The organism is Enterobacter sp. Res13-Sevr-PEC09-46 (genome assembly GCF_015672585.1).
In the GTDB taxonomy this organism is placed as follows: domain Bacteria; phylum Pseudomonadota; class Gammaproteobacteria; order Enterobacterales; family Enterobacteriaceae; genus Enterobacter; species Enterobacter hormaechei_C.
The window spans coordinates 1-21,032 of sequence record NZ_JADABR010000013.1 but is presented as its reverse complement, the minus strand read 5'-3'; the positions used below and the strand labels follow the sequence as shown (position 1 = coordinate 21,032).

Below are 21,032 nucleotides of genomic sequence, written 5' to 3'. Positions count from 1 at the left end.
TTTATCGAGGGGCAGGTTGCTGCCTCTCTTATTTTATTGGGTTTACGTAATGGGTAACAAAAATAAAAATGCTGCGGCTCGCGGAGGGTCGCGCTCGCTTCTGTTAATACTAATGTTTCTGATTGCCCTCGCAGCCTGCGGTTTTTCAGGCTATCTGTTCTGGTCGATGAAATATGCACACGTGCAGACGGACAACAATTCGAGAAGTGAGCACGAAGCCCCGGCGATACAGCAAGTTGAACCGTTATACGTGTCGATGAATACCTTTACCGTTAGCCTGACCCCGACGCAGCACGAGTCGGATCGCGTGCTCTACATTGGTCTGTCCGTACGACTTGGCGATACGTCGTCCGTACAGGTGCTTGAGAAATTCCTGCCGGAATATCGCAGCCGATTGTTTATGCTGCTTTCTCAGCAAACGTATGAAACGCTCTCAACGGATGAAGGTAAACGCCAGCTGATTAGCAACATCAATAATGAGCTTAAAAAACCGCTGGCGTTCAACAAAAAGATTAACGTCACTGACGTTTTGATTAATGAATTTATTCTGCGGTAAACACAATGGCTGATAGTTTTTTATCACAGGATGAGATCGATCGCCTGCTCAATGCTGATACGGAGAGTCCCGATGACCTCCATGGAAGCATGGGAGATGCGGGGATAAAACCTTACGATCCAAATACTCAGCGACGCGTGATTCGCGAGCGGCTTCATTCTCTGGAAATTATTAACGAACGCTTTGCCCGTCAGTTCAGGATGGGGCTATTTAACCTGCTGCGCCGCAGTTCAGATATTACGGCGGGAAATATCAAGATCCAGCCGTATCATGAGTTTGCCCGCAATTTACCGGTGCCAACTAACCTGAACCTGCTGCACCTTAATCCCCTGCGTGGGACCGCGCTGATGGCATTCTCCTCCGGTCTGGTATTTATGGCCGTGGATAACCTGTTCGGCGGAGACGGGCGTTTCCCGACGAAGGCAGACGGGCGGGAATTTACCCCGACCGAGCAGCGGGTGATCCACCGTATGCTGACAATGGCACGCGAGGCGTATGAGTTTGCCTGGGGCTCTATTTATAAAATTAAGACGGAATACATCCGTTCAGAGATACAGGTGAAATTTACCAATATTACCTCTTCACCAAACGATGTTGTTGTCACCACGCCTTTCTCCGTGGAAATCGGCTCGCATCGCGGGGAGTTCAATATTTGTATTCCCTTCAGCACGATAGAGCCTCTGCGTGAACTGTTAAGCAATCCGCCAATGGATAATTCGCGCCATGAGGATTCTGAGTGGCGCAGCATGCTGGCAAGCCAGATGCGTGAAACCGAGCTGGAGCTGGTGGCGCAATTTGCCGACATCAACACGCGGTTGTCAAACGTCATGAAGATGAAAAAAGGCGACATTATCCCACTGGATAAGCAGGAGTTTATAGAAGCGAACGTCGGCAGCGTGCCGGTATTTACCGCGAAATATGGCTCTGTAAATAATCAATATGCTCTGAAGGTCGATCGGATGAATCAGCCAGCATTAAAATCTTTCAATAAGGAGTGATTTCCCCATGAGCGACATGAATAACTCGTCGGGATCTGAAGATAAGTCTATGGACAATCTTTGGGGTGAGGCGCTGAACGAGCAGAACGCTGCGGGAAGTACAGAGCAAACGGCGGTTCCTCAGTTTTCTGAAGAGATGAACCTGATTCTGGATATCCCTGTCAAAATGACCGTTGAGCTGGGCCGCACAAAAATGACTATCAAGGAGCTGCTGCGCTTAAGCCAGGGCTCGGTGGTTTCGCTTGACGGTCTGGCGGGTGAGCCGCTTGATATTCTGATCAATGGTTACCTTATTGCCCAGGGCGAAGTGGTGGTCGTGTCCGATAAATTCGGGATTCGTATTACCGATATCATTACCCCATCCGAGCGAATGCATCGCCTGAGCCGCTAATGAACGCAGTACAACCTCCTTTTGCCGCAGGGAGCACGAACGTGCTCTCTGGCGGGGCAATCGCGCTATCGGTTATCGGTACGCTCATGCTCATTATTATGCTGATGGTACTGCTGGCGTGGATCGCTCGCCGCAGCGGGTTGGCGCGTTGCACCCGCGAAAGCCAGGCTGCGGTATCGCTGGTGGCAAGTAAACCTCTCGGCTCGCGCGAACGGCTGGTGGTGGTTGACGTGGGCGAACAGCGCCTGGTGCTGGGTGTTACCCCAACCCACATTAGCTGTCTTACCGTACAGGTTAGGCCAGAGGTGCCTGAGCAGGCGACTCCTTCAGCGGCTTTCCCCGCCATGCTGGATAACTTTCTTCATAAATACCGTTCGGGTGGTGAGCAAAAATGAACCGTCTGTTGATTGCCCGTGCTGCGACGGGTGTTGGTCTGCTGCTGCCTGTCGCCTCTGCGCTCGCCGCTAACGGCGACATTACGCTGGCCAGCTCGCCGGGGAGCGCTGGCTGGACGCTACCCATCCAGACGCTATTGTTGCTCAGTGGATTCACGTTCATCCCTGCGGTACTGCTGATGATGACTGGCTTTACGCGTATCGTTATCGTGCTGGGATTGATGCGCAACGCGCTTGGTACGCCGACCGCACCGCCAAATCAGGTATTAGTGGGACTGGCCCTGTTTTTGACCTTTTTTGTGATGTCGCCAGTGCTCAACCAGATCTATGAACAGGCATGGCAGCCGTTGCAGGCCAATAAAATCACCATGGAAACGGCCCTGAAGGAAGGCGTAAAACCGCTGCGGGCCTTTATGCTTGAGCAGACGCGTGAAGCCGATCTGGCGATGTTTGCCCGCATTGCTAAAACGCCGACCCTTACCGGCCCGGAGGACGTGCCGTTGAGTATTCTGGTGCCTTCCTTCGTCACCAGCGAGCTGAAAACCGCCTTCCAGATTGGTTTTACCATCTTTATTCCGTTTTTGATTATTGATTTGGTGGTGGCCAGCATTCTGATGGCGCTGGGGATGATGATGGTTCCGCCAGCGACAATTGCGCTGCCTTTTAAGCTGATGCTGTTCGTACTCGTGGATGGCTGGCAGCTGCTGGTCGGTTCGCTTGCACAAAGCTTTTACTCATAGGAGCCTGATATGACCCCCGAAAGCGTCATGGTATTGGGCATGGAAGCTATCAAGGTTGGGCTAATGATTGCGGGGCCGCTGTTGCTGGTCGCGCTGGCAACCGGTCTGATTATCAGTATTCTTCAGGCCGCGACGCAGGTGAACGAAATGACCATGACCTTTATCCCTAAAATCCTGATGATCGTGGGTGTCGGCGTACTGCTCGGTCCGTGGATGATGAAAATCTTTATTGAATACACGCGCATGTTGTTCGCCAGCATTCCTTACGCCATCGGCTAATGATTTTTAATCTTCCCCTTGAGCAGCTTTACGCCCTGATAAGCCATTACTTTTTGGTCATGGTGCGTATCTCGGCGCTTCTGCATGTTGCGCCAGTATTTAGCGAAAAAGCGATCAGCGCCCGCCTGCGTGCGGCATTGGCCTTAACCCTCGCGCTGCTGCTGGGCGGGCTGGTTTCTGACGCGGATATAGGACTTTACTCCTGGGCGGGCGTCTGGACGATGGCTAAGCAGGTGCTCATCGGCGCCGCGATGGGGCTGACGATGCAACTGCTGTTTGCCGCCGTTCGCCTGGCGGGCGAGATCATTGGGATGCAGATGGGACTCTCGTTTGCCACCTTCTTCGACCCGGGCAGCGGTAACAGCCCGGTGATCGCTCGCCTGCTAAACATGCTGGCGATGCTGCTCTTTCTGGTGTTTAACGGCCATCTGTGGTTGCTTTCGCTGCTTGCAGAGACATTCGAGGCTCTCCCCATTAACTCAGAACCGCTGCATGCTGGCGGGATGTTTTACCTCGTTAATCATGCCGGACTCATCTTCAGTCAGGGACTGATCCTGGGCCTCCCGGTGATAGCCCTGCTGCTGAGCATAAACATGGTGCTTGCGCTGCTAAACCGACTTACCCCGCAGCTCTCGATCTTTGTAGTAGGGTTCCCGCTCACGCTGACCTTTGGCATGCTGGCACTGTTGCTCATCGACGAAACGCTGGCTCCATTTTTTGAACGTCTTATGAGCCACGGCTTCGAGATCCTGAGCGGGTTACTACAGGCGCTGGTTTGAGGGCTTAATTCGTGCAGGCTATCCGTACTACCGTCTCCGTTCCCGATGCCAGGATGCTGTTTTCCAGCAAATAGAGGGAACTGGTGGAGGTTTCGCCGCTCTTAAGCTGCGGAAAAATATAATCCGTCACCTCTTTTTCGTTGCTTTGATCGCCCAGTCGACGGGCGTGGCTAAGCATCGTCAGATGCAGCAGGTTGCCGGAGAAGGACATGGTATAATTCACGCTGCGCTGTACGGGTGAAGCTTGCCCTACGCGTTTTCCGTCCTGAAAATGGCGGATGTTACCGATATAGGTCGTGTGTCCCTCATGAAGTCCATCGCGGTATGAGCGATAAATTCCTCGCGCCAGCGTCACGTTGTTTTCGTCCTTGATAGTGTAAAACGAGGCTGGGGCAAAGCACGTCTGTCTCAGCGGCGACGTGGCGATCGTGTACCCGATTGTTAACGCTAAACCTGTCATCAGACCGCCAGCAAAGAGGATCTGCGGGCGTTTAATAAAGATGAAAATAGAACGATTCACAGTCATTCTTTTGCTCCTGAATGGGTTTTTGACAGGCAATAACTGCCTGATATTTATCTATCTTTCCCGTACCGGTAGTGATGTATAAAATTTTACCCGGTCTGTAATGGACGCGTCTTTCCAGCACATATTCGCTATAGGTGTGCAGCGTTGCCTGGATAAGTTCTGTTTGGCTTATTCGGTTTTTTTGCACCATCACGATATGGCCGGGGGGGATCCCTTCTCCCTGCCAGAGGATAAACTCGATGCTCTGCGGGCTGGGGACAAACGCATTTTTGACGGACAAGGCAATAAGAATACCGATCAGCATGCCGCAGACCGCGAACGCAGCGCTTCGCAAAAGCCTTTTTCGACGCGGTGCTGGCGTAGCGGAGGGGGGAGAAGGCGTAGCCTCCACCGGCATTTCAGGCGGCTGTGGTGGGGGGAGGATCTCAACGCTTTCAGCCGAGGGTTCCGGCGGGCTCTCTTCACGAATAATCAGGCGATAGCCGCTTCGCGTTACGGCAACCAGCGCAATAGCATCCTGCATCTCTAGCGAGGCCAGCGCTCGTCGAAGCTTGTTCACCATAACGCGCACGCTATTATCCGTGACCTCAACGCCAGCGCTACGCCAGCCGATATCCATTAACTGTTCCTGAGACAAAATTTGTCCCTGCGCTTCCACCAGGGCGGCAAGGCAGAGGCAGGCGCTGGCAGGCAGCGTCACGCACTCGCCGTCGCGCGTTCGTGTTAGTAACCTCGTGTGTAAATCCAGCGTCACTAACGATCCAATCGCAATGTAATTGACCATAATATCTTGATACTTCGTAATGAAAGATAAGGTGAATTGAATGGGTATTTATGTTAATTGGGTAAAGTCTTTTCGTTAACAATGCGCAACAATTTCGGGCTACCTAAGGCTTATATCGCAACTATTCGCGGATCGCTAAAGGTAAATTTCAACGATATTAATGTTATTAATGCCGATGTTAAAAATGGCCAGGCCTCGGTTGGCGTATTTGTGTGATAAATAAAGTAAATGCCCTCCCATTTTGATGCGCATGCGGTGATTCCTCTCGCTGAACCTGGCGGCACGATAGCAGTGGGGTGACGCTTATATTCCTATTTTTCTGAGGCTTAGTACGTGAAGGGCAATGACTGACGGGCATTTGCTGACTGCTCAAGTTAGATAAGCTAAACGCTTAAAAATGTATAAGTAACAGGAGGGAATTTCTCCTTTTGCACGCTGTGCAGCGAAAACGATTTTAACATTAAATATCGGCTGTCGCTATAAATGAGTTGGTTAATTTTATCTCACTGGTCATATCATTTAAACAATTTTGAGATGAGTTGTTTAGCGGAAGGTTGCGTTCATAATAAATAAACGAGATGCGTTCGTTCTTTCATTTCGTATTCAATGGCCCTTTACGCATGCTATTTATGGTCGATTACCGTTTGTCTCCAAATAGGGTAAACGCGTTTTTATATTGTTTTGCGAGACCTTTTTAACCATATTGTTTGTAATGTTTTTGGTTGGTTGTAACTTGCCTGACAGACGGTCAGGGCAGCGGAGAAGGATTGAGGACGATTAGCGAGGTTCAAAACGAAAAAAGCCCTCCGACAGGGAGGGCTAACGCGCAATAAATACGCGTAAAATGTTGAGGCTTTTCGGGATTAGCGCAGCAGGCTCAGAACGTTCTGAGGTACCTGGTTAGCCTGGCTCAGAACGGATACACCGGCCTGTTGCAGGATGTTAGAACGGCTCATTGCGGACACTTCCACGGAGAAGTCAGCATCCTGGATACGGGAGCGGGCTTCGGTGGTGTTGATAACAGTGGTGTTCAGGTTCGCGATGATAGAGCTGAAACGGTTCTGAATCGCACCCAGGTCAGCCTGGAAGTTAGTCACTTCAGTCAGGGCTGCATCCAGGTTACCCAGCAGGTCGTCGGCTGCGGCAGCGTTAGCGGCGGTGTTGATGAACGCGGAGTTCGCTGCGCCTGCATCCGCAACGGTAGGGGCAGTTGCGTTATCTGCGAAGGTCAGCTCTTTCACCACAGTGTTACCGCTTGCGTCGGTGCTCTGCGCGAAGTATTTGGTGTTTGCACCGTCTTTCACGGAGAACAGCTGCATGTTGCTGTCAGCAGCGTCAGCGCCAAAGGCCGCGTTGGAGATCTCGTCCAGTTTAGCCTGATCCAGCGTCACTTCAGAACCATCCTGAGCTTTGAAGGTCGCGCCTTCTTTCAGCTTGGTGGCATCGCTCAGTGTTGATGGACCGTTTACCAGGATATCGGCATCCAGCGCGCTGACTTCCGTTACGTTAGCGGCAGTGACGGCGTCGATTTGAGCAGTAGTACCGGAACCATCATCCTTGAAGGTCATTGCGGCTGTATCAAGTTTAAACATCTTTTCGTTCACGGTGTCGTAGGCGAACACTTCACCGCCAGTGCTGTAAACTTCAACATCCGCAGCAGCACCTGCGCCAATTGCGGTTGCCAGCGCAGCGCCATCATCAGCTTCGTTGTATTTCCACATACCGGTAGCACCGGTATCGATACCCATGTCATCACCATCAGCCTTAAGGTCAGCTTTCTTGGTGTACTGACTGGTGGCGCCCGCAGAGCCGGCAATTTTATCGAATGCAGCAGTGAAGCCGTCCAGACCCAGAGAGTCGATGTCCAGTTTCTTCAGATCGATGTCGATGGTCTGGCCATCTTTGTCGCCAATCTGGATGGTCAGTTTATCTTTGGAGCCATCGAGAACGTTAACGCCATTGAAGTTGGTGGTTTCAGAAATACGTTTGATTTCGTCCAGACGTGCAGAGATCTCTTTTTTAATGGAGTCACGGTCGTCAGAGGAGTTGGTACCGTTTTTTGCCTGAACGGTCAGTTCACGGATACGCTGTAAGTTCTCGGTTACTTCTTCCAGCGCGCCCTCGGTGGTCTGCGCCAGGGAGATACCATCGTTGGCGTTACGTGCTGCCTGGGTCAGGCCGCGGATAGAAGAGGTGAAGCGGTTAGAGATCGCCATACCTGCTGCATCGTCTTTCGCACTGTTGATACGCAGACCGGAAGAGAGACGCTGAATTGCAGTACCCAGAGAAGTCTGAGATTTGTTCAGGTTGTTCTGAGCCATCAAGCTCAATGCGTTAGTATTAATGACCTGGGCCATATCAATATCCTTTTAAATAAAGTAACGACGGCATTCGCCAGTTAAATATGCGATGTCTGTTGCGCATACTGAATTAATCGGATGAAAAGGAAATGACTAAATTATTTTTTCATAATTTTTTATATTCCAGAAAAAGCATTCACAAGTGACGGCAATTCTCCCGATTACCTCAGTCAATAGCCTGATAAGCGTGTAAGAGTGTATTAATGTGGTGGTTTCGTTGTCGCCTGAACTGTAAAAAATTAAACTTTATGGCCGAAACCCCGATGATATCGCTATATCTATCTTCACTGTAACAGGAATACAAATCATGGCTTCGTTCTCTATGTCAGGCCTCGGCGGCTCCGGGTTAGATATTGAAAGTATGATTTCGCAGCTCCAGGTAGCTGAGAATAAAAAATTAAACCCCTATTTGCAGAAGCAGAGCAATTATGAAGGACAAACTTCCTCCTGGGGTAAAATCTCCAGCAGTCTGGATGCGGTGAAAACGGCGCTGAAAAAACTGGAGGATGAAGGGTTCAACGGGGTCAGCATTGGCACCAACAAGGCATTTAACGCAACGGCAGGTAAGGGAGCGATTCCGAATAGTTACTCGGTCCAGGTTGAGCAGCTAGCAAAAGCCAATAAAGTGGGGACGGCACCGCAAAATGCGAACGACACCCAGCTGGGTGACGGCGCCGGTCCGCGTACGGTGACCATCACCGCAGGCAAAGGCAAGCCGATGGAGGTGGAGCTGAAAGATGATGAAACCTCTCTGGTACAGATTGCTAAAAAAATTAATGCTAAAAATGGCGATGTTACCGCGACGGTAATGCCTGCCGAAGATGGCAAATATCAGCTGGTCGTGACGTCGAAAAAGACCGGCGAAGATGGCGAAATTAGCATCAGCGTAAGCGGCGACAGTAAGCTGGCAAAAGTGCTGGATTACGACCCGGCAGTCACGCCGGGGGCAGATAATGCCCGGGAGATTACGCCGGCGCAGAATGCCATTGTCTACGTTGATGGTACGAAGATTGAACGCAGCTCCAATACCATTTCTGACGCCATTGACGGGATCACCCTCGATCTGCGCGAGGTCTCAGAAAAAGATCCTGACGACGCATCAAAACTGAAATCAGAAACACTGTCGATCACCGCCGATACCTCTAAGGTTAAAAGCCTGATTGAAGAGTTTGTGAATGTCTATAACGCCTATCTTAGCGCGGCATCCAGCGCCAGTGCATACAACGAACCGGAAAAGACGACCGGCGATGAACTGCCGCAGGCCAATGCGTCAAACGGCGCGCTTTTCGGTGACGGTACCCTGCGCCGTTTGACCAGCCAGATGAAGTCCGCTGTCGCCGGGAGCTATGGCGATGCCGACGATCTGTACAAATCTCTGGGTGCGCTCGGTATCGAGGTGAAGTTCAACGAAACCAAACCCGGCGAGGAGCGTACCGGGACCCTGGGCATACTCACCATCGACAATAAAAAGCTCGACGAAGCGCTGAAGAAAAATCCAAAGGAAGTGGAAGCTCTGTTTTTAGGCACCGGCTCAACGGGCGGGATCAAGGATCGCATGGAGGAGGTGTTCACCACCTATCTGGGCGATAACGATTCGATCCCGAAGGTTGAAGGGGCGATCTCTACCGCTCTCAAGGGGGTAAAGGAACAAAATACCCGCGTTGAAAAACAGATTGCCCGCATGCAGGAACGCATTCAGGACAGCCTTGACCGCAGCCGTAAGGAATTCCAGCGTCTCGACCAGGCCCTGACGCAAATGAACAGTACGAGCCAGCAGCTTCAGTCCGCGCTGCTTGGGATCATGGGTTAAACTTAACGCATCCGGGCAGGCCAACTGCCCGGCAGGAACCGAAGATGTACACCAAAACGGGCAACAGCGCCTATTCCTCCGTCTCTCTGGACAGCCAGATTGCTGGCGCCACCCCGCACCAGCTCATCGTTTTGCTCTACGACGGAGCAATCAATGCCATGCGTCGCGCCGAGATCTACTTCCAGTCTGGAAACATCGCTCGCCGGGGTGAGATGATCTCCCGTGCAATCAACATTATTGATAATGGCCTGCGCGCCGGGCTTAACCATGAGGTTGGGGGACAGATTGCCGCCGATCTGGAGCGACTGTACGAGTATATTTCGCGCTCTCTGCTGGAAGCGAACCTTAATAAGTCCGGGGAAATGCTCCCGCATCTTATCTCACTGATGGTGGATATGGCCGAGACGTGGAAAGCCATCGACCCACAGGCGCGTCAGGTGAAGCATGGCTGATAAACTCACGCGGCAAATCGCCCTGATGTTGCAGAGTAACGAACGTCTACAGCAGTTAGCAGACGAGGAGGCGTGGGAGTACTTTAACGAAGAGGTTGCAGCCTACGCCCGGGGTATGCAGGCGCTCTGTGAGTTCAATCTCTCGCCGCTTGCTGAAGACGCCCGCGCACAGCTTGCGCAGCTTCTTGCCCAGGACGAACGTCTGCGCCAGCGGATGTCTGTCCGGCTAGGTCATCTCAGCAATAACATTTCTGCTCTACTTAAATCAAACGCGTCTGCCCAGGCATACCACACTGTCTGACGCTCCCGCCCCTGAAGGCGGGAGCATGTCCCGCCTCAATCCCTCTGCAAGATGACGTTAGCGCGTAAAAAAAGCCCGCCATGGGCGAGCTCGGTTACGGGTAAGCAAGAGGCGAATCAGATGCTGATATTGTATTTACGACCCGCAGGTGCCTGGCTGGATTCCCCGGCGGGGCCGTAGAGCGTGTTGGCGTGACCCACGCGGTCTACCACCTTCTGCATATATTGATTCTTCTTCATATGGTTTTGCAGAAGCGTTTCGACCTGCGCGTTCAGCGTTTTGGTGCTTTGCACCCGTTCTCTGATCAGCTTCCAGCTGGTGAACAGCCTGCTGTGATGGTGATAGGGCGCCTGAAGGGCGGAAAGCTGTTCCTGCTGGAGACGCATTTCATCATAGTACTGAATCGACGAAAGCAATTGGCTTTTATTATCCGATAATACCTGTAGCGAAACGGGATTTATTTGTACGCGGCTGAGCTGATTGACCTCTTCAATCATGATGGCTTCCAGCTCGTCCAGGGACGTTTTCATTTGCGTCAGTATCGGGTACAGCTTATCCATAATGTTAAAAAATCCTGCCGTTATTAATACTCAAAAATATGTCGCACCAGCGCCTGAGCAATTTTCTCTGGCTCGATAGTGAGTTCCCCGGAGGCCATTGCGGCACGGATCTTATCCACCCGTGCATAATCCACGTCACGGCTGTCATCGGTCTGAATTTTTTTTGTCAGCGCGCTCAGGGTCACTTCGGTTTTGTTTCCGCGCGCTTCGCCCGTCGCGACACTATTTTCCTGAGTAGTGCCGCGTGTACGCAGTTCCTGTCCGCCAGCCAGATTGCCAATCGGTGCGGTGGGTTGGGTGCTTTCGATGCTCATGTTTATCCTCGCCAGTAATCGTTACTGCTCTTGCCTATACACTAGTCTTCGGAAATACACGAAAAAACTAAAATTATTGTTCTAAAAAAATTGTCACGGCTCCGTCACGACCCACTTTTCCCGTAACGTTACGTCCACCCGTGGTTTTCACGCGCAGCGTATCGTCAACCGCAGCGTTGTTTAGCGCTTTGCCCTGGCTGCGGATAAAGAAACCCGGTCCCGACATGACCAGTTCTACCGTCTGCCCGGCGCGAAGACGCCACTGCTGGCGCAGCTGGTTTTGCAGCACCGGTTTGCCCGCGGAAAGGGGGCGCAAAAGGCGTTGGCCGACAATGTCCCTCGCCTCAAACATTAGCCCAACGGGCAAATCGTCTATGCTGCCGGTCATGGGAGTAATATCGCCCTGCTGCACAATTTCCCCGCCCTTCAGACTATGACTGGCGACCCAGAAGGTTCCCTGGGCGCTAATGCTAAACGGCAGATAGAACTTACGCATGCCGCAGCGCGCCACTGCGGTGCGTTTGCCGGTGAGGCGGTCATCATGCCCGGCCAGGCTCAGGTCAGGATTTTCGCACACCGCTGATAGCTGTCCGGGCGAGGCCAGCAGCGTAACGGTACGAACGATATTGCCTGGATTTTCCGTGAGCTTAACCAGCGCCTCCAGTTTCTGCACTAATCGAAGTTTCGCCGTTGTCGCGGATGGCACGCTGGCATACAGCGGGCTCGCGAAAAGGAGCGTTACCAGCGTTACGCGTAATAATGGAAGCTTCATCTTGTTGCCTTATTGTAAAACCAGTAAAGTAAACGGGTATGCTTATTCTGACTAAATTATATACGTGATAGAAACGCTTTTATTGCGTTAAATAATGACACTTCTGCTGCCGTTTTCATGAATCAGTGCCGCATGTTTTAAATATCTATCTTAATTTCGCTAATAGCGCCTATTTCTGTCAGGTCTTTGCAGTGTGATATTTCATCAGCGCTGTCTACACTATCGCGGTTTATATAAAGCAAGGCAGAGGCCAGAGTGCATGATGAATAAACTTGACGATGCGTTTCGCTTCCAACAGCAAGCGTTAGGTCTGCTCTCGCGTCGGCAGGAAGTCCTGGCATCGAATATTGCGAATGCCGATACGCCAGGCTATCAGGCGCGAGATATTGATTTTTCTCAGCAACTTAAAAATGCGTTAGGGAATAAACCTGCATCAGGGCCTGTCACAATGGCTTTAACGTCCAGCAAGCATATGCAGGGTAAAAAAATGCCTTTTGATGATGCTCAGTTGCTATATCGCGTACCGGATCAACCAAGTGCTGATGGTAACACCGTGGATATGGACCGCGAGCGAGTTAATTTCGCGGATAACGCCATGAAATATCAATCGAGCCTGACATTCCTCGGTGCAGATATTAAGAAAATGATGACGGTAGTCAGTCAGGGGTAAATAAATGTCGTTATTTAGCGTATTTGATATTTCAGGCTCGGCGATGGCCGCGCAGTCAAAACGTCTCAACGTGAGTGCCAGCAATATGGCGAACGCAGACAGCGTTGCCGGACCGGACGGACAGCCTTACCGCGCCCGTCAGGTCATGTTTGAAGCGGACACCTCTGCCGGCCAGGGCATCGGCGGCGTCAGAGTCAGCGACGTAGTGGAAAGTACAGCGCCCGATCGCCTGGTCTATGAGCCCGGTAATCCGCTGGCGGACGAACAGGGATATGTACGCATGCCTAACGTCAACGTGGTCAATGAGATGGTCAATACCATTTCCGCCTCACGCAGTTATCAGGCAAATGTGGAGGTGATGAACTCCGCCAGGGCCCTGATGCAGAAAACCTTAACCCTTGGTCAGTAAGGCAGGATATGACAGTTTCAACGGTAAACGACACCAGCGGCAATACCAGCACCTACGGCACGGGCAGCAGTGCAGCCGACCTCTCCGAGCAGTTTATGAAGCTGCTGGTTGCACAGATGCAAAACCAGGACCCGACTAACCCGATGGATAACAACCAGCTGACCTCCCAGCTGGCACAGTTCAATACCGCCGCGGGAGTGGAAAAACTCAACGCATCTGTCGGCAACGTTCAGGCGCTTATGGCGCAGTTGGGCAGTATGAGCGCCGCCTCCTGGGTTGGCCGTGGGGTACTGATCGAGGGCGATCCGAAAGTCGCCTTTGGTGACGCCACGCAGCCACTGGACGGGGAGGAGAAGCCATCAGACAGCTTTAGTTTCCTGTTATCGGGCGATGCAGAAACGGTCACCGTCACGCTGACGGATGATGAAGGCAATGCCTATACGGCGCAGCTGAAGGACGTGAAATCCGGTGTGAAGACTTACACCCTCGACGATCTGGAAAACTTCCAGCCGGAGCCAGGGCCGCCTCAGGACAGGGAATACACGCTCTCCTTTGAGGCGAAAAATCCGGAAGGCGATAACCCGGAAATATCCGGCCTGATTCAGGAGCAGGTGTCTGGCGTCACGATGACGGCCAACGGCGCGGTACTGCACCTGCTCAATCATGACCCCATCACCATGGGCGACGTGGTTGTTATCCAAAAATAGCGAATAATTTACTCTCTGGAACTTCAATATGAGCTTTTCACAAGGTCTTAGCGGCCTCAATGCAGCCGCCAAAGCGCTGGACGTGGTTGGAAACAATATCGCCAACTCCCAGACAGCAGGTTTTAAAGCAGGCTCCGTGGCCTTCGCCGACATCTTCGCCGGAACGACGGGTCTCGGGGTTCAGGTTGCGGGCGTGACCCAGAACTTCGGCGACGGTGGCCTCACGGCGGGCAATAGCTCGCTGGATATGGGCTTACAGGGAAAAGGATTTTTCCGCATGGTAAGCGAAGGTGGCGCCGTCTATTACGGACGTAACGGCCAGTTTAAGCAGGATCAGAACGGCAATATCATCAACAGCACCAATGGATTGTACCTGACCGGCTACCAGGCGACCGGTACGCCGCCGACAATCGCCCCTGGCGCACCGGTAGGACCCATTCGTATACCGACGGAAGACATGCCCCCCGCGGCGTCCACCGCCGGATCCCTTACGGGTAACCTGAAGTCAGATGACACCACCATCATCACCGACTCGTTCGATTATAGCGATCCGAAAACCTACAACTACCAGAGCCAGATTGAGGCGACCGACACGCTGGGCAATAAACACACCGTAAAGGTCTACTTCGTGCAGACCGCGGCAGGCGAGTGGAAAGCTTACGCGCGCGATGAAACCGCGCCCGGCACGCCTGATGTGACCTCCCTGGATTTAAAGTTCGATAGCAACGGCAATATGGACACGGCGGCGATGGCCAGTACCAAAATGACCATTAACGGGGCCGCGTTTAATGGCTCCGCGCCGCTGAGTATCGACATGGATCTTTCCAGCTTGACCCGCCGGGCCACCGATAGCCTCGTGAAAGTTGACACCATCGACGGTCAGGCCCCGGGTAAATATCAGAGCTTTGTTATTGGCGACAGCGGAGAAGTGGTCGCGACCTACAGTAACGGTCAGCGTCAGACCGTGGCACAAATCGTACTGGCTGATTTCGCCAACAGCGGTGGGCTGGCGGCTGAAGGTAATAACGTCTGGAGCGAAACGCCGCAGTCCGGCCAGCCTTTCCTTGGTACTTCCGGCTCCGGCAGCTTCGGTACGATTAACGGGAATATGCTTGAGCAGTCTAACGTCGATCTGGGTCAGGAGATGGTCAATATGATTGTCTACCAGCGTAACTACCAGTCGAATTCGCAAACCATCAAAACCCAGTCTGAGCTACTCCAGACGCTGGTTAACCTGCGATAAGGGCGGCGGATGGATCGCGCAATATATACCGCATTGAGTGCTGCCAACGCGGCGCTCAACCGCCAGGCCGTGACGTCGAACAATATGGCTAACAGCGCCACGGCGGGCTTTCGTGCTCAACTGGCCGCGTTTCGCGCTGTGCCGGTTGAGGGGCAGACACTGAAAACTCGCGCGCTGGTAGCGGAATCGACGCCGTATAACGACGACACCATGGGACCGATTACCCACACCGGACGCAGTCTCGATGTTGCACTTCCGCAGAACGGCTGGCTGGCGGTAGCCTTGCCAGACGGTAGTGAAGGGTACACCCGTAACGGCGGCATTGAGATCGATCGGGACGGCGCATTGCAGGTTGGCGGGAAGCCGCTGATGGGCGATGGCGCACCGCTGGTGGTTCCTCCCCATTCGCAGATCACCATTGCGGAGGACGGTACCGTCTCTGCACTTGGCGCGGGTGATGAGCCAACGGCCGTCGTGCCGGTCGGAAGACTGAAAATGGTTAATGCTCCCATGAGCACCCTGATCCACGGCGACGATGGGCTGTTTCGCCCGGCGGCGGGCAATGCGTTGCCCCAGGATGACGCCATGCGTCTGAGTCCTGAATCCCTTGAGGGAAGTAACGTGAGCCCGGTGAAGGCCATGACGGAGATGATCGCCACCGCACGCAGCTTCGAGATGAACATGAAGGTGATCCGCACCGCGGATGAAAACGCGCAAAAGGCCAACCAGCTATTAAGCGTGGGCTAACCCGCGCAAGGAGTACAGATGATTCGGTCATTATGGATCGCAAAAACCGGTCTGGAAGCACAGCAGACCAATATGGACGTGATTTCAAACAACCTGGCGAACGTCAATACCAACGGCTTTAAGCGCCAGCGAGCGGTGTTCCAGGATTTGCTTTATCAAACCATGCGCCAGCCCGGTGCACAGGCTTCCGAACAGACAACGCTGCCAAGCGGCCTCCAGCTGGGTACCGGCGTGCGTCCGGTCTCTACCCAGCGCGTGCATACTCAGGGCGGCCTGAACATGACCGGCAACGATACCGATGTCGCTATCGAAGGCAAAGGCTTCTTTCAGGTGCAGTTGCCCGACGGCAGCACCGCGTACACCCGTGACGGACATTTCGATAAAAATGAAAACGGTCAGTTGGTAAACGAAGAAGGCCATCCCATTCTGCCGGGCGTCGTAGTACCGCAGGACGCCAAAGAGATGCAGATAAGCCCTGATGGTATCGTCAGCGTGACGCTCCCGGGTCAGGCTCAGCCGCAGCAGGTGGGGCAGTTGACCCTGGCGACCTTTGTCAACGATGCCGGTCTCGAAAGCATTGGCGGCAACCTCTATCGTGAAACGCAATCCTCCGGCGCACCGAATGAACTGAATCCGGGCCTTGAAGATGCGGGTACGCTCAAGCAGAAGTACATTGAGACGTCTAACGTCAACGTGGCTGAGGAGCTGGTCAATATGATCCAGGTCCAGCGCGCCTACGAGATCAACAGTAAGGCCGTTTCTGCATCCGATCAGATGTTGCAGAGGCTTACCCAGCTTTAATTTCCTCTCTCTTACCGCTCCGGGCGCAGGCTCGGGCGGATAGATGGTTTATCGACACGTAAATGAAAACACTTTTTACATACAGTCCAACAGGGCTATCGCGTCCTGCACTGCTGGCGGGCGTGCTGCTGCTAAGCGGCTGCGCGCATATTTTGCAAAAACCGCTCGTGGACGGACCAACGTCGGCAGAACCATTACCGATGGCACCGGTCACAACCGGCGGCTCGCTGTTCCAGGCAGGACAGGCCATGAACTATGGCTATCAGCCGATGTTTGAAGACCGCAGGCCGCGCAGCGTGGGCGACACGTTGACGATCCTGCTTCAGGAAAACGTTAGCGCCAGCAAGAGCTCCTCCGCCAGTGCCAACCGTAATGGATCGGCCGGAATGGGATTACTGGCCATGCCGGGCAGCTCGAACAGCTGGCTGGGTAACGGCAAAGCTGACTTTAACGCGGAGGGCAAAAGCGACTTCTCCGGCAAGGGCGGGGCGGCGGCGCGCAACACCTTTACCGGCACCATCACGGTGACGGTAAATAAACTCCTGCCGAACGGCAATTTACAGGTGGTCGGTGAGAAGCAGATAGCCATAAACCAGGGGACCGAGTTTATACGCTTCTCGGGTGTGGTGAACCCTCGCACCATCAGCGGGGCCAACACCGTGCCCTCAACTCAGGTGGCGGATGCGCGCATTGAGTATGTCGGCAACGGCTACATCAACGAAGCGCAGACGATGGGCTGGCTGCAACGCCTGTTCCTGAACCTTTCTCCTTTTTGATACGACGATGAATACAAAATCCATTCTGTTATTTCTCGGCCTGCTGCTCAGCATTCCGATGCTGTACACGCCGGCGCAGGCCGAGCGAATTCGCGATCTGGCCACGGTGCAGGGGGTACGCTCCAACTCGCTAATGGGCTACGGGCTGGTGGTGGGGCTTGATGGCACGGGCGACCAGACGATGCAGGCGCCGTTTACGGGCCAGAGCCTCAATAATATGTTGTCCCAGCTTGGGATCACCGTACCGGCGGGCACCAACATGCAGCTGAAAAATATTGCCGCGGTGATGGTGACGGCCGAACTGCCGCCGTTCGCCCGCTCAGGGGATAAGATCGACATCGTGGTCTCTTCTCTGGGGAATGCGAAGAGCCTGCGTGGCGGTACGCTGCTGATGACGCCACTTAAAGGGGCGGACAACCAGATCTACGCGATGGCGCAGGGCAATGTGCTGATCTCCGGGGCTGGCGCGCAGGCTGGCGGCAGTCGCGTGCAGGTTAACCAGCTTAACGGCGGTCGCATTAGCGGTGGGGCGACGGTTGAACGCGAAGTCCCAAATGACTTCGCCACGCAAAACACGCTGCGCCTACAGCTTAACGAGTCAGATTTCTCGCTGGCGCAGCAGATCAGCGACGAGATTAATCGTCGCTATAGCGGTGGGGCGGCAATCCCTGAAGATGCCCGTACTGTACGTTTGTTTGCACCGCCGGATGGTCCTTCCCGGGTGCGTTTCCTCGCCAATATCCAGGATATTCCGCTGCGGGTGGGGATACAGGATGCGAAGGTCATTGTTAACTCTCGTACCGGCGCCGTGGTGATGAACCGCCATGTTTCCCTCGATGCCTGTGCCGTAGCTTATGGATCGCTGACGGTAGAGGTTACACAGAATAATGTTGTGAGCCAGCCGGATACTCCCCTCGGAGGAGGGCAGACCGTCGTGGTGCCACAAACCGATATCTCAGTACGCGACCGCGGCGGCTCGCTGCAAAGCGTGCGCAGCAGCACGGATCTGAACGCGGTGATCAGGGCACTCAATACGCTTGGCGCGACGCCAAATGAGCTGATGTCCATTTTGCAGTCAATGAAAAATGCAGGCTGCCTGCGTGCGAAGCTGGAGGTGGAGTGATGAATGCTTTCGATCGTCTGGATAAGCCAGCCTTTGACGTTCGCTCTCTCGACGCGCTAAAGCGCGATGCACGCCGCGCTGAACCCGGGGCGCTCAGGGCGGCGGCGCAGCAGATGGAGGGGATCTTCGTGCAGATGATGATGAAGAGCATGCGCGATGCCACCATCAAAGATGACCTCATGCACAGCCAGTCCACCGATATGTTTACCGCGATGCACGACCAGCAGGTGGCGCAAAATATTGCCGGGAGCGGACAGCTTGGGTTTGCGGATATGATTGTGCGCCAGTCAGGCGGGGAGATCGATAGCCCATCGGTGTCGACGCCCGGCAGCGGTCCGCTTAATTTGCCGGGACTTTCCTCCTCCGTCAGATCCGCCACCGGGCCGCTGGCGCCGTCTGCGTCGGTCTCCTTCGGCAAAGTAGCGCAGGGGGCTCAATCCTTTATTTCTCGTCTGCTGCGTCCAGCACAGATCGCTGCCAGGCAGAGCGGGGTTCATCCGCAACTGATCCTCGCGCAGGCGGCGCTGGAGTCAGGATGGGGGCAGCGTGAAATCCCCACCGCTGACGGCCGCCCCAGCCATAACCTGTTCGGCATTAAGGCCGGAGGTGACTGGCAAGGCAAGACCACAGAGGTGATGACCACCGAATACATCAACGGCGTGAAGCAAAAGATAAAGGCCTCGTTTCGCGTTTACGATTCCTATGAACATGCGCTCGCCGATTATACGAAGCTACTCACTAAGAACCCGCGCTATGCGGGCGTTGCGCATTCCCGTTCGCCGGAGCAGGCGGCCAAAGCGCTTCAGGCGGGGGGATACGCAACCGATCCTGCCTATGCGAAAAAACTGATCGCCATTATTCAGAAAGTAAAAGGTGATATTAAGCAGGGTGTAGAAGCCTATAAAAACGACCTCGCGAAAATATTTTAAAAAAGTTTTTAGATAAATTCGCAATCACCGATGAATAAAGCAGAGCAATAATTTTGACCCTGCCCGAATATCGGGCTGGAAATAACGGAATATCCAGGTGCCTTATGAACAACCTCTTTAGTCTCGCGAAAAGTGGCCTTAGCGTAGCGCAATCCGCTCTTAGTGTGGTAGGCAGCAACCTGACCAATGGCATGAGCGATACCTATAGCCGCCGCAGCCTTGTGATTGGTGAGCTCGGTGGCATGACCACGGGAAACGGATTTTATGGCTACGGTGCGACGGTAACTGGCGTCGATCGCGCTTACGATGCTTTTGCCAACAAGCAGCTACGCGGCTCCGTCTCAAACTGGGCCTCGCTTAACGGCCGCATGGAGCAATTGAGCGACATTGATAATATGTTGGGCGATGAATCCGACAACGTCTCTGTCTCCATCAATAACCTGTTCAAGTCGATGGCGACGCTGAGCGCAACCCCAGATGACGGCCCGGCCCGTTCCGCAGTATTCAGCTCACTCGGCGTATTGACCCAGCGCTTCAATGACAGCGGCAAGCGCCTCACCGCGCTGGAAAAGAGCACCAACACCAATATCGAAACCAGCGTTAAAGAAATTAATAGCATCAGCGACCAGCTGGCAGAAGTGAATAAACAGCTGGAACGCGTACAGGCGCAGAACGGTACGCCGCCTGCGGACCTGCTGGATCAACGTGATGCATTACTGGAAAAACTGAGTGAGCAGATCGGTATAGATGTAACCGAGAATAGCGTATCTGGCCGCGTCGACGTAACGCTTCAGGATGGTCGCCCCCTTGTCTTTGGCGAAAACGCCAGCAAGCTACAGGCCACAGCGTCTGAAAGCGATCCTGACATAATCGTTGTCTCTTACGTTGATAGCAACGGTACTACCACGCCAGTTAACGAAGCGAGCATTACCAAAGGCCGCCTGGCCGGGTTGTTTAAGTTCCGCAGCGAAGATCTTGAGCTCGCTAAAAACGAGCTAAACCAGATCGCCTTTATGATGGCGAGCCGCATGAACGAGCAGCACCGTTTGGGTGAGACGCCAGCGGGTGTGCCGGGGGGCGATCTTTTCTCTCTGCCACCTATGAAGGCGGTGGCAAATGCAGGCAATGCCGGTGGGGGAACGCTCGACGCTATCAGCGTGACGGACTACACCAACGTAAAATCTGAAAATTACAGCATCGACTTTGATGGAACAAACTGGAACGTAATGGGGGAGGACGGACGCCTGGTGAAGCAGGTGCCGGCCGGTTCCGCCACGCTAGAGTTTGACGGCATTGAGATTGATCTCTCCGGTGTGACCGCAAGCGCCGGGGACAGTTTTTCCTTCAATCCTATGGCTGGGGCTGCGGAGGGTATTGGCCGCGCGATCAACAGCGCACAGGATTTTGCCGCAGCGGATGCCTCCGGGGGCGGGGTGGGAAATAATCTTAATCTGGAAGAGATGCTTAAGATCCAGAATGAGAAACTGATTGGCGGCAGCACGCTGACGGAGGCTTATTCAAGCCTGGTGGGGACCATTGGTTCTAACGCGCGGGCGGTAAAATCGGGCATTTCCTCGGCTGAGATCGACCTGCAAACTAAATATGATGCG

General features: G+C 53.7%; 26 protein-coding genes. 20 read left to right on the top strand and 6 right to left on the bottom strand.

The features are described 5' to 3' along the window. Window positions 1-49: 49 nt before the first annotated feature. The 7 genes from fliL to fliR are packed head-to-tail and all read left to right on the top strand — an operon-like array spanning window position 50 to window position 4,138. A complete protein-coding gene (gene fliL, locus IMQ56_RS07535) occupies window positions 50-556 on the top strand; it encodes a flagellar basal body-associated protein FliL (RefSeq protein WP_033487534.1) in 507 nt (168 codons plus the stop codon). Between the two features lie 5 nt (window positions 557-561). Next, window positions 562-1,554 carry a flagellar motor switch protein FliM gene (fliM, locus tag IMQ56_RS07530; protein ID WP_015571613.1) on the top strand — a complete coding sequence of 331 codons (993 nt, stop codon included), beginning with the start codon at window positions 562-564 and terminating at the stop codon, window positions 1,552-1,554. A gap of 7 nt (window positions 1,555-1,561) precedes the next feature. Beyond that, window positions 1,562-1,945, top strand: coding sequence for a flagellar motor switch protein FliN (fliN, locus tag IMQ56_RS07525; protein WP_015571612.1), 384 nt, complete (start codon window positions 1,562-1,564; stop codon window positions 1,943-1,945). Then, on the top strand, window positions 1,945-2,340 hold the full coding sequence (gene fliO / locus IMQ56_RS07520) for a flagellar biosynthetic protein FliO (protein WP_015571611.1): 396 nt from the start codon (window positions 1,945-1,947) through the stop codon (window positions 2,338-2,340). Before fliN ends, fliO begins: the two co-directional genes overlap by 1 nt. Beyond that, window positions 2,337-3,080, top strand: coding sequence for a flagellar type III secretion system pore protein FliP (fliP, locus tag IMQ56_RS07515; RefSeq protein ID WP_015571610.1), 744 nt, complete (start codon window positions 2,337-2,339; stop codon window positions 3,078-3,080). The genes fliO and fliP overlap by 4 nt, the downstream gene beginning before the upstream one ends. 9 nt (window positions 3,081-3,089) lie before the next feature. Then, on the top strand, window positions 3,090-3,359 hold the full coding sequence (fliQ, locus tag IMQ56_RS07510; protein ID WP_017692822.1) for a flagellar biosynthesis protein FliQ: 270 nt from the start codon (window positions 3,090-3,092) through the stop codon (window positions 3,357-3,359). Continuing rightward, the gene (gene fliR, locus IMQ56_RS07505) at window positions 3,359-4,138 is read left to right on the top strand and encodes a flagellar biosynthetic protein FliR (RefSeq protein WP_017692823.1); all 780 of its coding nucleotides are present in this window, start codon (window positions 3,359-3,361) and stop codon (window positions 4,136-4,138) included. Before fliQ ends, fliR begins: the two co-directional genes overlap by 1 nt. A gap of 4 nt (window positions 4,139-4,142) precedes the next feature. Here the strand turns inward: fliR and IMQ56_RS07500 are convergent, their stop codons facing one another. The 3 genes from IMQ56_RS07500 to IMQ56_RS07490 form a co-directional block, all read right to left on the bottom strand. Beyond that, on the bottom strand, window positions 4,143-4,664 hold the full coding sequence (locus IMQ56_RS07500; RefSeq protein ID WP_015571609.1) for a hypothetical protein: 522 nt from the start codon (window positions 4,662-4,664) through the stop codon (window positions 4,143-4,145). Beyond that, window positions 4,630-5,448, bottom strand: a complete 819-nt coding sequence (locus IMQ56_RS07495; protein WP_026094272.1) for a winged helix-turn-helix domain-containing protein — start codon at window positions 5,446-5,448, stop codon at window positions 4,630-4,632. The genes IMQ56_RS07500 and IMQ56_RS07495 overlap by 35 nt, the downstream gene beginning before the upstream one ends. 863 nt (window positions 5,449-6,311) lie before the next feature. Next, on the bottom strand, window positions 6,312-7,805 hold the full coding sequence (locus IMQ56_RS07490) for a flagellin (RefSeq protein WP_047365816.1): 1,494 nt from the start codon (window positions 7,803-7,805) through the stop codon (window positions 6,312-6,314). A gap of 310 nt (window positions 7,806-8,115) precedes the next feature. Between IMQ56_RS07490 and fliD the strand changes: the two genes are divergently transcribed. From fliD to fliT, 3 genes are read left to right on the top strand one after another with little or no spacing between them, the layout of a single operon-like run. Beyond that, entirely contained in the window at window positions 8,116-9,618 is a 1,503-nt protein-coding gene (gene fliD, locus IMQ56_RS07485; protein WP_017692826.1) for a flagellar filament capping protein FliD, read from the top strand. A gap of 44 nt (window positions 9,619-9,662) precedes the next feature. Next, complete coding sequence (gene fliS, locus IMQ56_RS07480) at window positions 9,663-10,070, top strand: flagellar export chaperone FliS (protein WP_017692827.1); 408 nt, start codon at window positions 9,663-9,665, stop codon at window positions 10,068-10,070. Further along, window positions 10,063-10,371: a flagellar protein FliT gene (gene fliT / locus IMQ56_RS07475; protein WP_015571604.1), complete on the top strand. Its 309-nt coding sequence runs from the start codon at window positions 10,063-10,065 to the stop codon at window positions 10,369-10,371. Before fliS ends, fliT begins: the two co-directional genes overlap by 8 nt. A 116-nt stretch (window positions 10,372-10,487) precedes the next feature. Here fliT and flgN read toward each other — a convergent pair whose 3' ends face one another. The 3 genes from flgN to flgA form a co-directional block, all read right to left on the bottom strand. Then, window positions 10,488-10,931 carry a flagellar export chaperone FlgN gene (gene flgN / locus IMQ56_RS07470; protein ID WP_015571603.1) on the bottom strand — a complete coding sequence of 148 codons (444 nt, stop codon included), beginning with the start codon at window positions 10,929-10,931 and terminating at the stop codon, window positions 10,488-10,490. A 23-nt stretch (window positions 10,932-10,954) separates the two neighbouring features. After that, entirely contained in the window at window positions 10,955-11,245 is a 291-nt protein-coding gene (gene flgM, locus IMQ56_RS07465) for a flagellar biosynthesis anti-sigma factor FlgM (RefSeq protein ID WP_017692828.1), read from the bottom strand. A gap of 73 nt (window positions 11,246-11,318) precedes the next feature. Then, on the bottom strand, window positions 11,319-12,017 hold the full coding sequence (flgA, locus tag IMQ56_RS07460; protein ID WP_015571601.1) for a flagellar basal body P-ring formation chaperone FlgA: 699 nt from the start codon (window positions 12,015-12,017) through the stop codon (window positions 11,319-11,321). A 259-nt stretch (window positions 12,018-12,276) separates the two neighbouring features. Between flgA and flgB the strand changes: the two genes are divergently transcribed. From flgB to flgK, 10 genes are all read left to right on the top strand, one after another. After that, entirely contained in the window at window positions 12,277-12,687 is a 411-nt protein-coding gene (gene flgB / locus IMQ56_RS07455) for a flagellar basal body rod protein FlgB (protein ID WP_015571600.1), read from the top strand. A 4-nt stretch (window positions 12,688-12,691) separates the two neighbouring features. Further along, a complete protein-coding gene (flgC, locus tag IMQ56_RS07450) occupies window positions 12,692-13,096 on the top strand; it encodes a flagellar basal body rod protein FlgC (protein WP_015571599.1) in 405 nt (134 codons plus the stop codon). A gap of 8 nt (window positions 13,097-13,104) precedes the next feature. Next, entirely contained in the window at window positions 13,105-13,803 is a 699-nt protein-coding gene (locus tag IMQ56_RS07445; protein ID WP_015571598.1) for a flagellar hook capping FlgD N-terminal domain-containing protein, read from the top strand. A 28-nt stretch (window positions 13,804-13,831) separates the two neighbouring features. Next, window positions 13,832-15,046, top strand: coding sequence for a flagellar hook protein FlgE (gene flgE / locus IMQ56_RS07440; protein WP_015571597.1), 1,215 nt, complete (start codon window positions 13,832-13,834; stop codon window positions 15,044-15,046). 9 nt (window positions 15,047-15,055) lie between these two features. Then, the gene (locus IMQ56_RS07435; protein ID WP_015571596.1) at window positions 15,056-15,793 is read left to right on the top strand and encodes a flagellar basal body rod protein FlgF; all 738 of its coding nucleotides are present in this window, start codon (window positions 15,056-15,058) and stop codon (window positions 15,791-15,793) included. 18 nt (window positions 15,794-15,811) lie between these two features. Next, window positions 15,812-16,594: a flagellar basal-body rod protein FlgG gene (flgG, locus tag IMQ56_RS07430; RefSeq protein ID WP_196063779.1), complete on the top strand. Its 783-nt coding sequence runs from the start codon at window positions 15,812-15,814 to the stop codon at window positions 16,592-16,594. 62 nt (window positions 16,595-16,656) lie between these two features. Next, complete coding sequence (locus tag IMQ56_RS07425) at window positions 16,657-17,370, top strand: flagellar basal body L-ring protein FlgH (RefSeq protein ID WP_015571594.1); 714 nt, start codon at window positions 16,657-16,659, stop codon at window positions 17,368-17,370. A 7-nt stretch (window positions 17,371-17,377) separates the two neighbouring features. After that, complete coding sequence (locus tag IMQ56_RS07420) at window positions 17,378-18,493, top strand: flagellar basal body P-ring protein FlgI (protein WP_017692830.1); 1,116 nt, start codon at window positions 17,378-17,380, stop codon at window positions 18,491-18,493. Next, window positions 18,493-19,422 carry a flagellar assembly peptidoglycan hydrolase FlgJ gene (flgJ, locus tag IMQ56_RS07415; protein WP_015571592.1) on the top strand — a complete coding sequence of 310 codons (930 nt, stop codon included), beginning with the start codon at window positions 18,493-18,495 and terminating at the stop codon, window positions 19,420-19,422. The genes IMQ56_RS07420 and flgJ overlap by 1 nt, the downstream gene beginning before the upstream one ends. A 104-nt stretch (window positions 19,423-19,526) precedes the next feature. After that, a partial coding sequence (flgK, locus tag IMQ56_RS07410) for a flagellar hook-associated protein FlgK (RefSeq protein WP_196063778.1) occupies window positions 19,527-21,032 on the top strand: 1,506 nt, incomplete at its 3' end.

What these genes read in the sequence shown, in the direction of transcription:
- fliL (WP_033487534.1), top strand. Translation starts at nt 50, where the DNA reads ATGGGTAACAAAAATAAAAATGCTGCGGCTCGCGGAGGGTCGCGCTCG.
- fliM (WP_015571613.1), top strand. Translation starts at nt 562, where the DNA reads ATGGCTGATAGTTTTTTATCACAGGATGAGATCGATCGCCTGCTCAAT.
- fliN (WP_015571612.1), top strand. Translation starts at nt 1,562, where the DNA reads ATGAGCGACATGAATAACTCGTCGGGATCTGAAGATAAGTCTATGGAC.
- fliO (WP_015571611.1), top strand. Translation starts at nt 1,945, where the DNA reads ATGAACGCAGTACAACCTCCTTTTGCCGCAGGGAGCACGAACGTGCTC.
- fliP (WP_015571610.1), top strand. Translation starts at nt 2,337, where the DNA reads ATGAACCGTCTGTTGATTGCCCGTGCTGCGACGGGTGTTGGTCTGCTG.
- fliQ (WP_017692822.1), top strand. Translation starts at nt 3,090, where the DNA reads ATGACCCCCGAAAGCGTCATGGTATTGGGCATGGAAGCTATCAAGGTT.
- fliR (WP_017692823.1), top strand. Translation starts at nt 3,359, where the DNA reads ATGATTTTTAATCTTCCCCTTGAGCAGCTTTACGCCCTGATAAGCCAT.
- IMQ56_RS07500 (WP_015571609.1), bottom strand. Translation starts at nt 4,664, where the DNA reads ATGACTGTGAATCGTTCTATTTTCATCTTTATTAAACGCCCGCAGATC.
- IMQ56_RS07495 (WP_026094272.1), bottom strand. Translation starts at nt 5,448, where the DNA reads ATGGTCAATTACATTGCGATTGGATCGTTAGTGACGCTGGATTTACAC.
- IMQ56_RS07490 (WP_047365816.1), bottom strand. Translation starts at nt 7,805, where the DNA reads ATGGCCCAGGTCATTAATACTAACGCATTGAGCTTGATGGCTCAGAAC.
- fliD (WP_017692826.1), top strand. Translation starts at nt 8,116, where the DNA reads ATGGCTTCGTTCTCTATGTCAGGCCTCGGCGGCTCCGGGTTAGATATT.
- fliS (WP_017692827.1), top strand. Translation starts at nt 9,663, where the DNA reads ATGTACACCAAAACGGGCAACAGCGCCTATTCCTCCGTCTCTCTGGAC.
- fliT (WP_015571604.1), top strand. Translation starts at nt 10,063, where the DNA reads ATGGCTGATAAACTCACGCGGCAAATCGCCCTGATGTTGCAGAGTAAC.
- flgN (WP_015571603.1), bottom strand. Translation starts at nt 10,931, where the DNA reads ATGGATAAGCTGTACCCGATACTGACGCAAATGAAAACGTCCCTGGAC.
- flgM (WP_017692828.1), bottom strand. Translation starts at nt 11,245, where the DNA reads ATGAGCATCGAAAGCACCCAACCCACCGCACCGATTGGCAATCTGGCT.
- flgA (WP_015571601.1), bottom strand. Translation starts at nt 12,017, where the DNA reads ATGAAGCTTCCATTATTACGCGTAACGCTGGTAACGCTCCTTTTCGCG.
- flgB (WP_015571600.1), top strand. Translation starts at nt 12,277, where the DNA reads ATGATGAATAAACTTGACGATGCGTTTCGCTTCCAACAGCAAGCGTTA.
- flgC (WP_015571599.1), top strand. Translation starts at nt 12,692, where the DNA reads ATGTCGTTATTTAGCGTATTTGATATTTCAGGCTCGGCGATGGCCGCG.
- IMQ56_RS07445 (WP_015571598.1), top strand. Translation starts at nt 13,105, where the DNA reads ATGACAGTTTCAACGGTAAACGACACCAGCGGCAATACCAGCACCTAC.
- flgE (WP_015571597.1), top strand. Translation starts at nt 13,832, where the DNA reads ATGAGCTTTTCACAAGGTCTTAGCGGCCTCAATGCAGCCGCCAAAGCG.
- IMQ56_RS07435 (WP_015571596.1), top strand. Translation starts at nt 15,056, where the DNA reads ATGGATCGCGCAATATATACCGCATTGAGTGCTGCCAACGCGGCGCTC.
- flgG (WP_196063779.1), top strand. Translation starts at nt 15,812, where the DNA reads ATGATTCGGTCATTATGGATCGCAAAAACCGGTCTGGAAGCACAGCAG.
- IMQ56_RS07425 (WP_015571594.1), top strand. Translation starts at nt 16,657, where the DNA reads ATGAAAACACTTTTTACATACAGTCCAACAGGGCTATCGCGTCCTGCA.
- IMQ56_RS07420 (WP_017692830.1), top strand. Translation starts at nt 17,378, where the DNA reads ATGAATACAAAATCCATTCTGTTATTTCTCGGCCTGCTGCTCAGCATT.
- flgJ (WP_015571592.1), top strand. Translation starts at nt 18,493, where the DNA reads ATGAATGCTTTCGATCGTCTGGATAAGCCAGCCTTTGACGTTCGCTCT.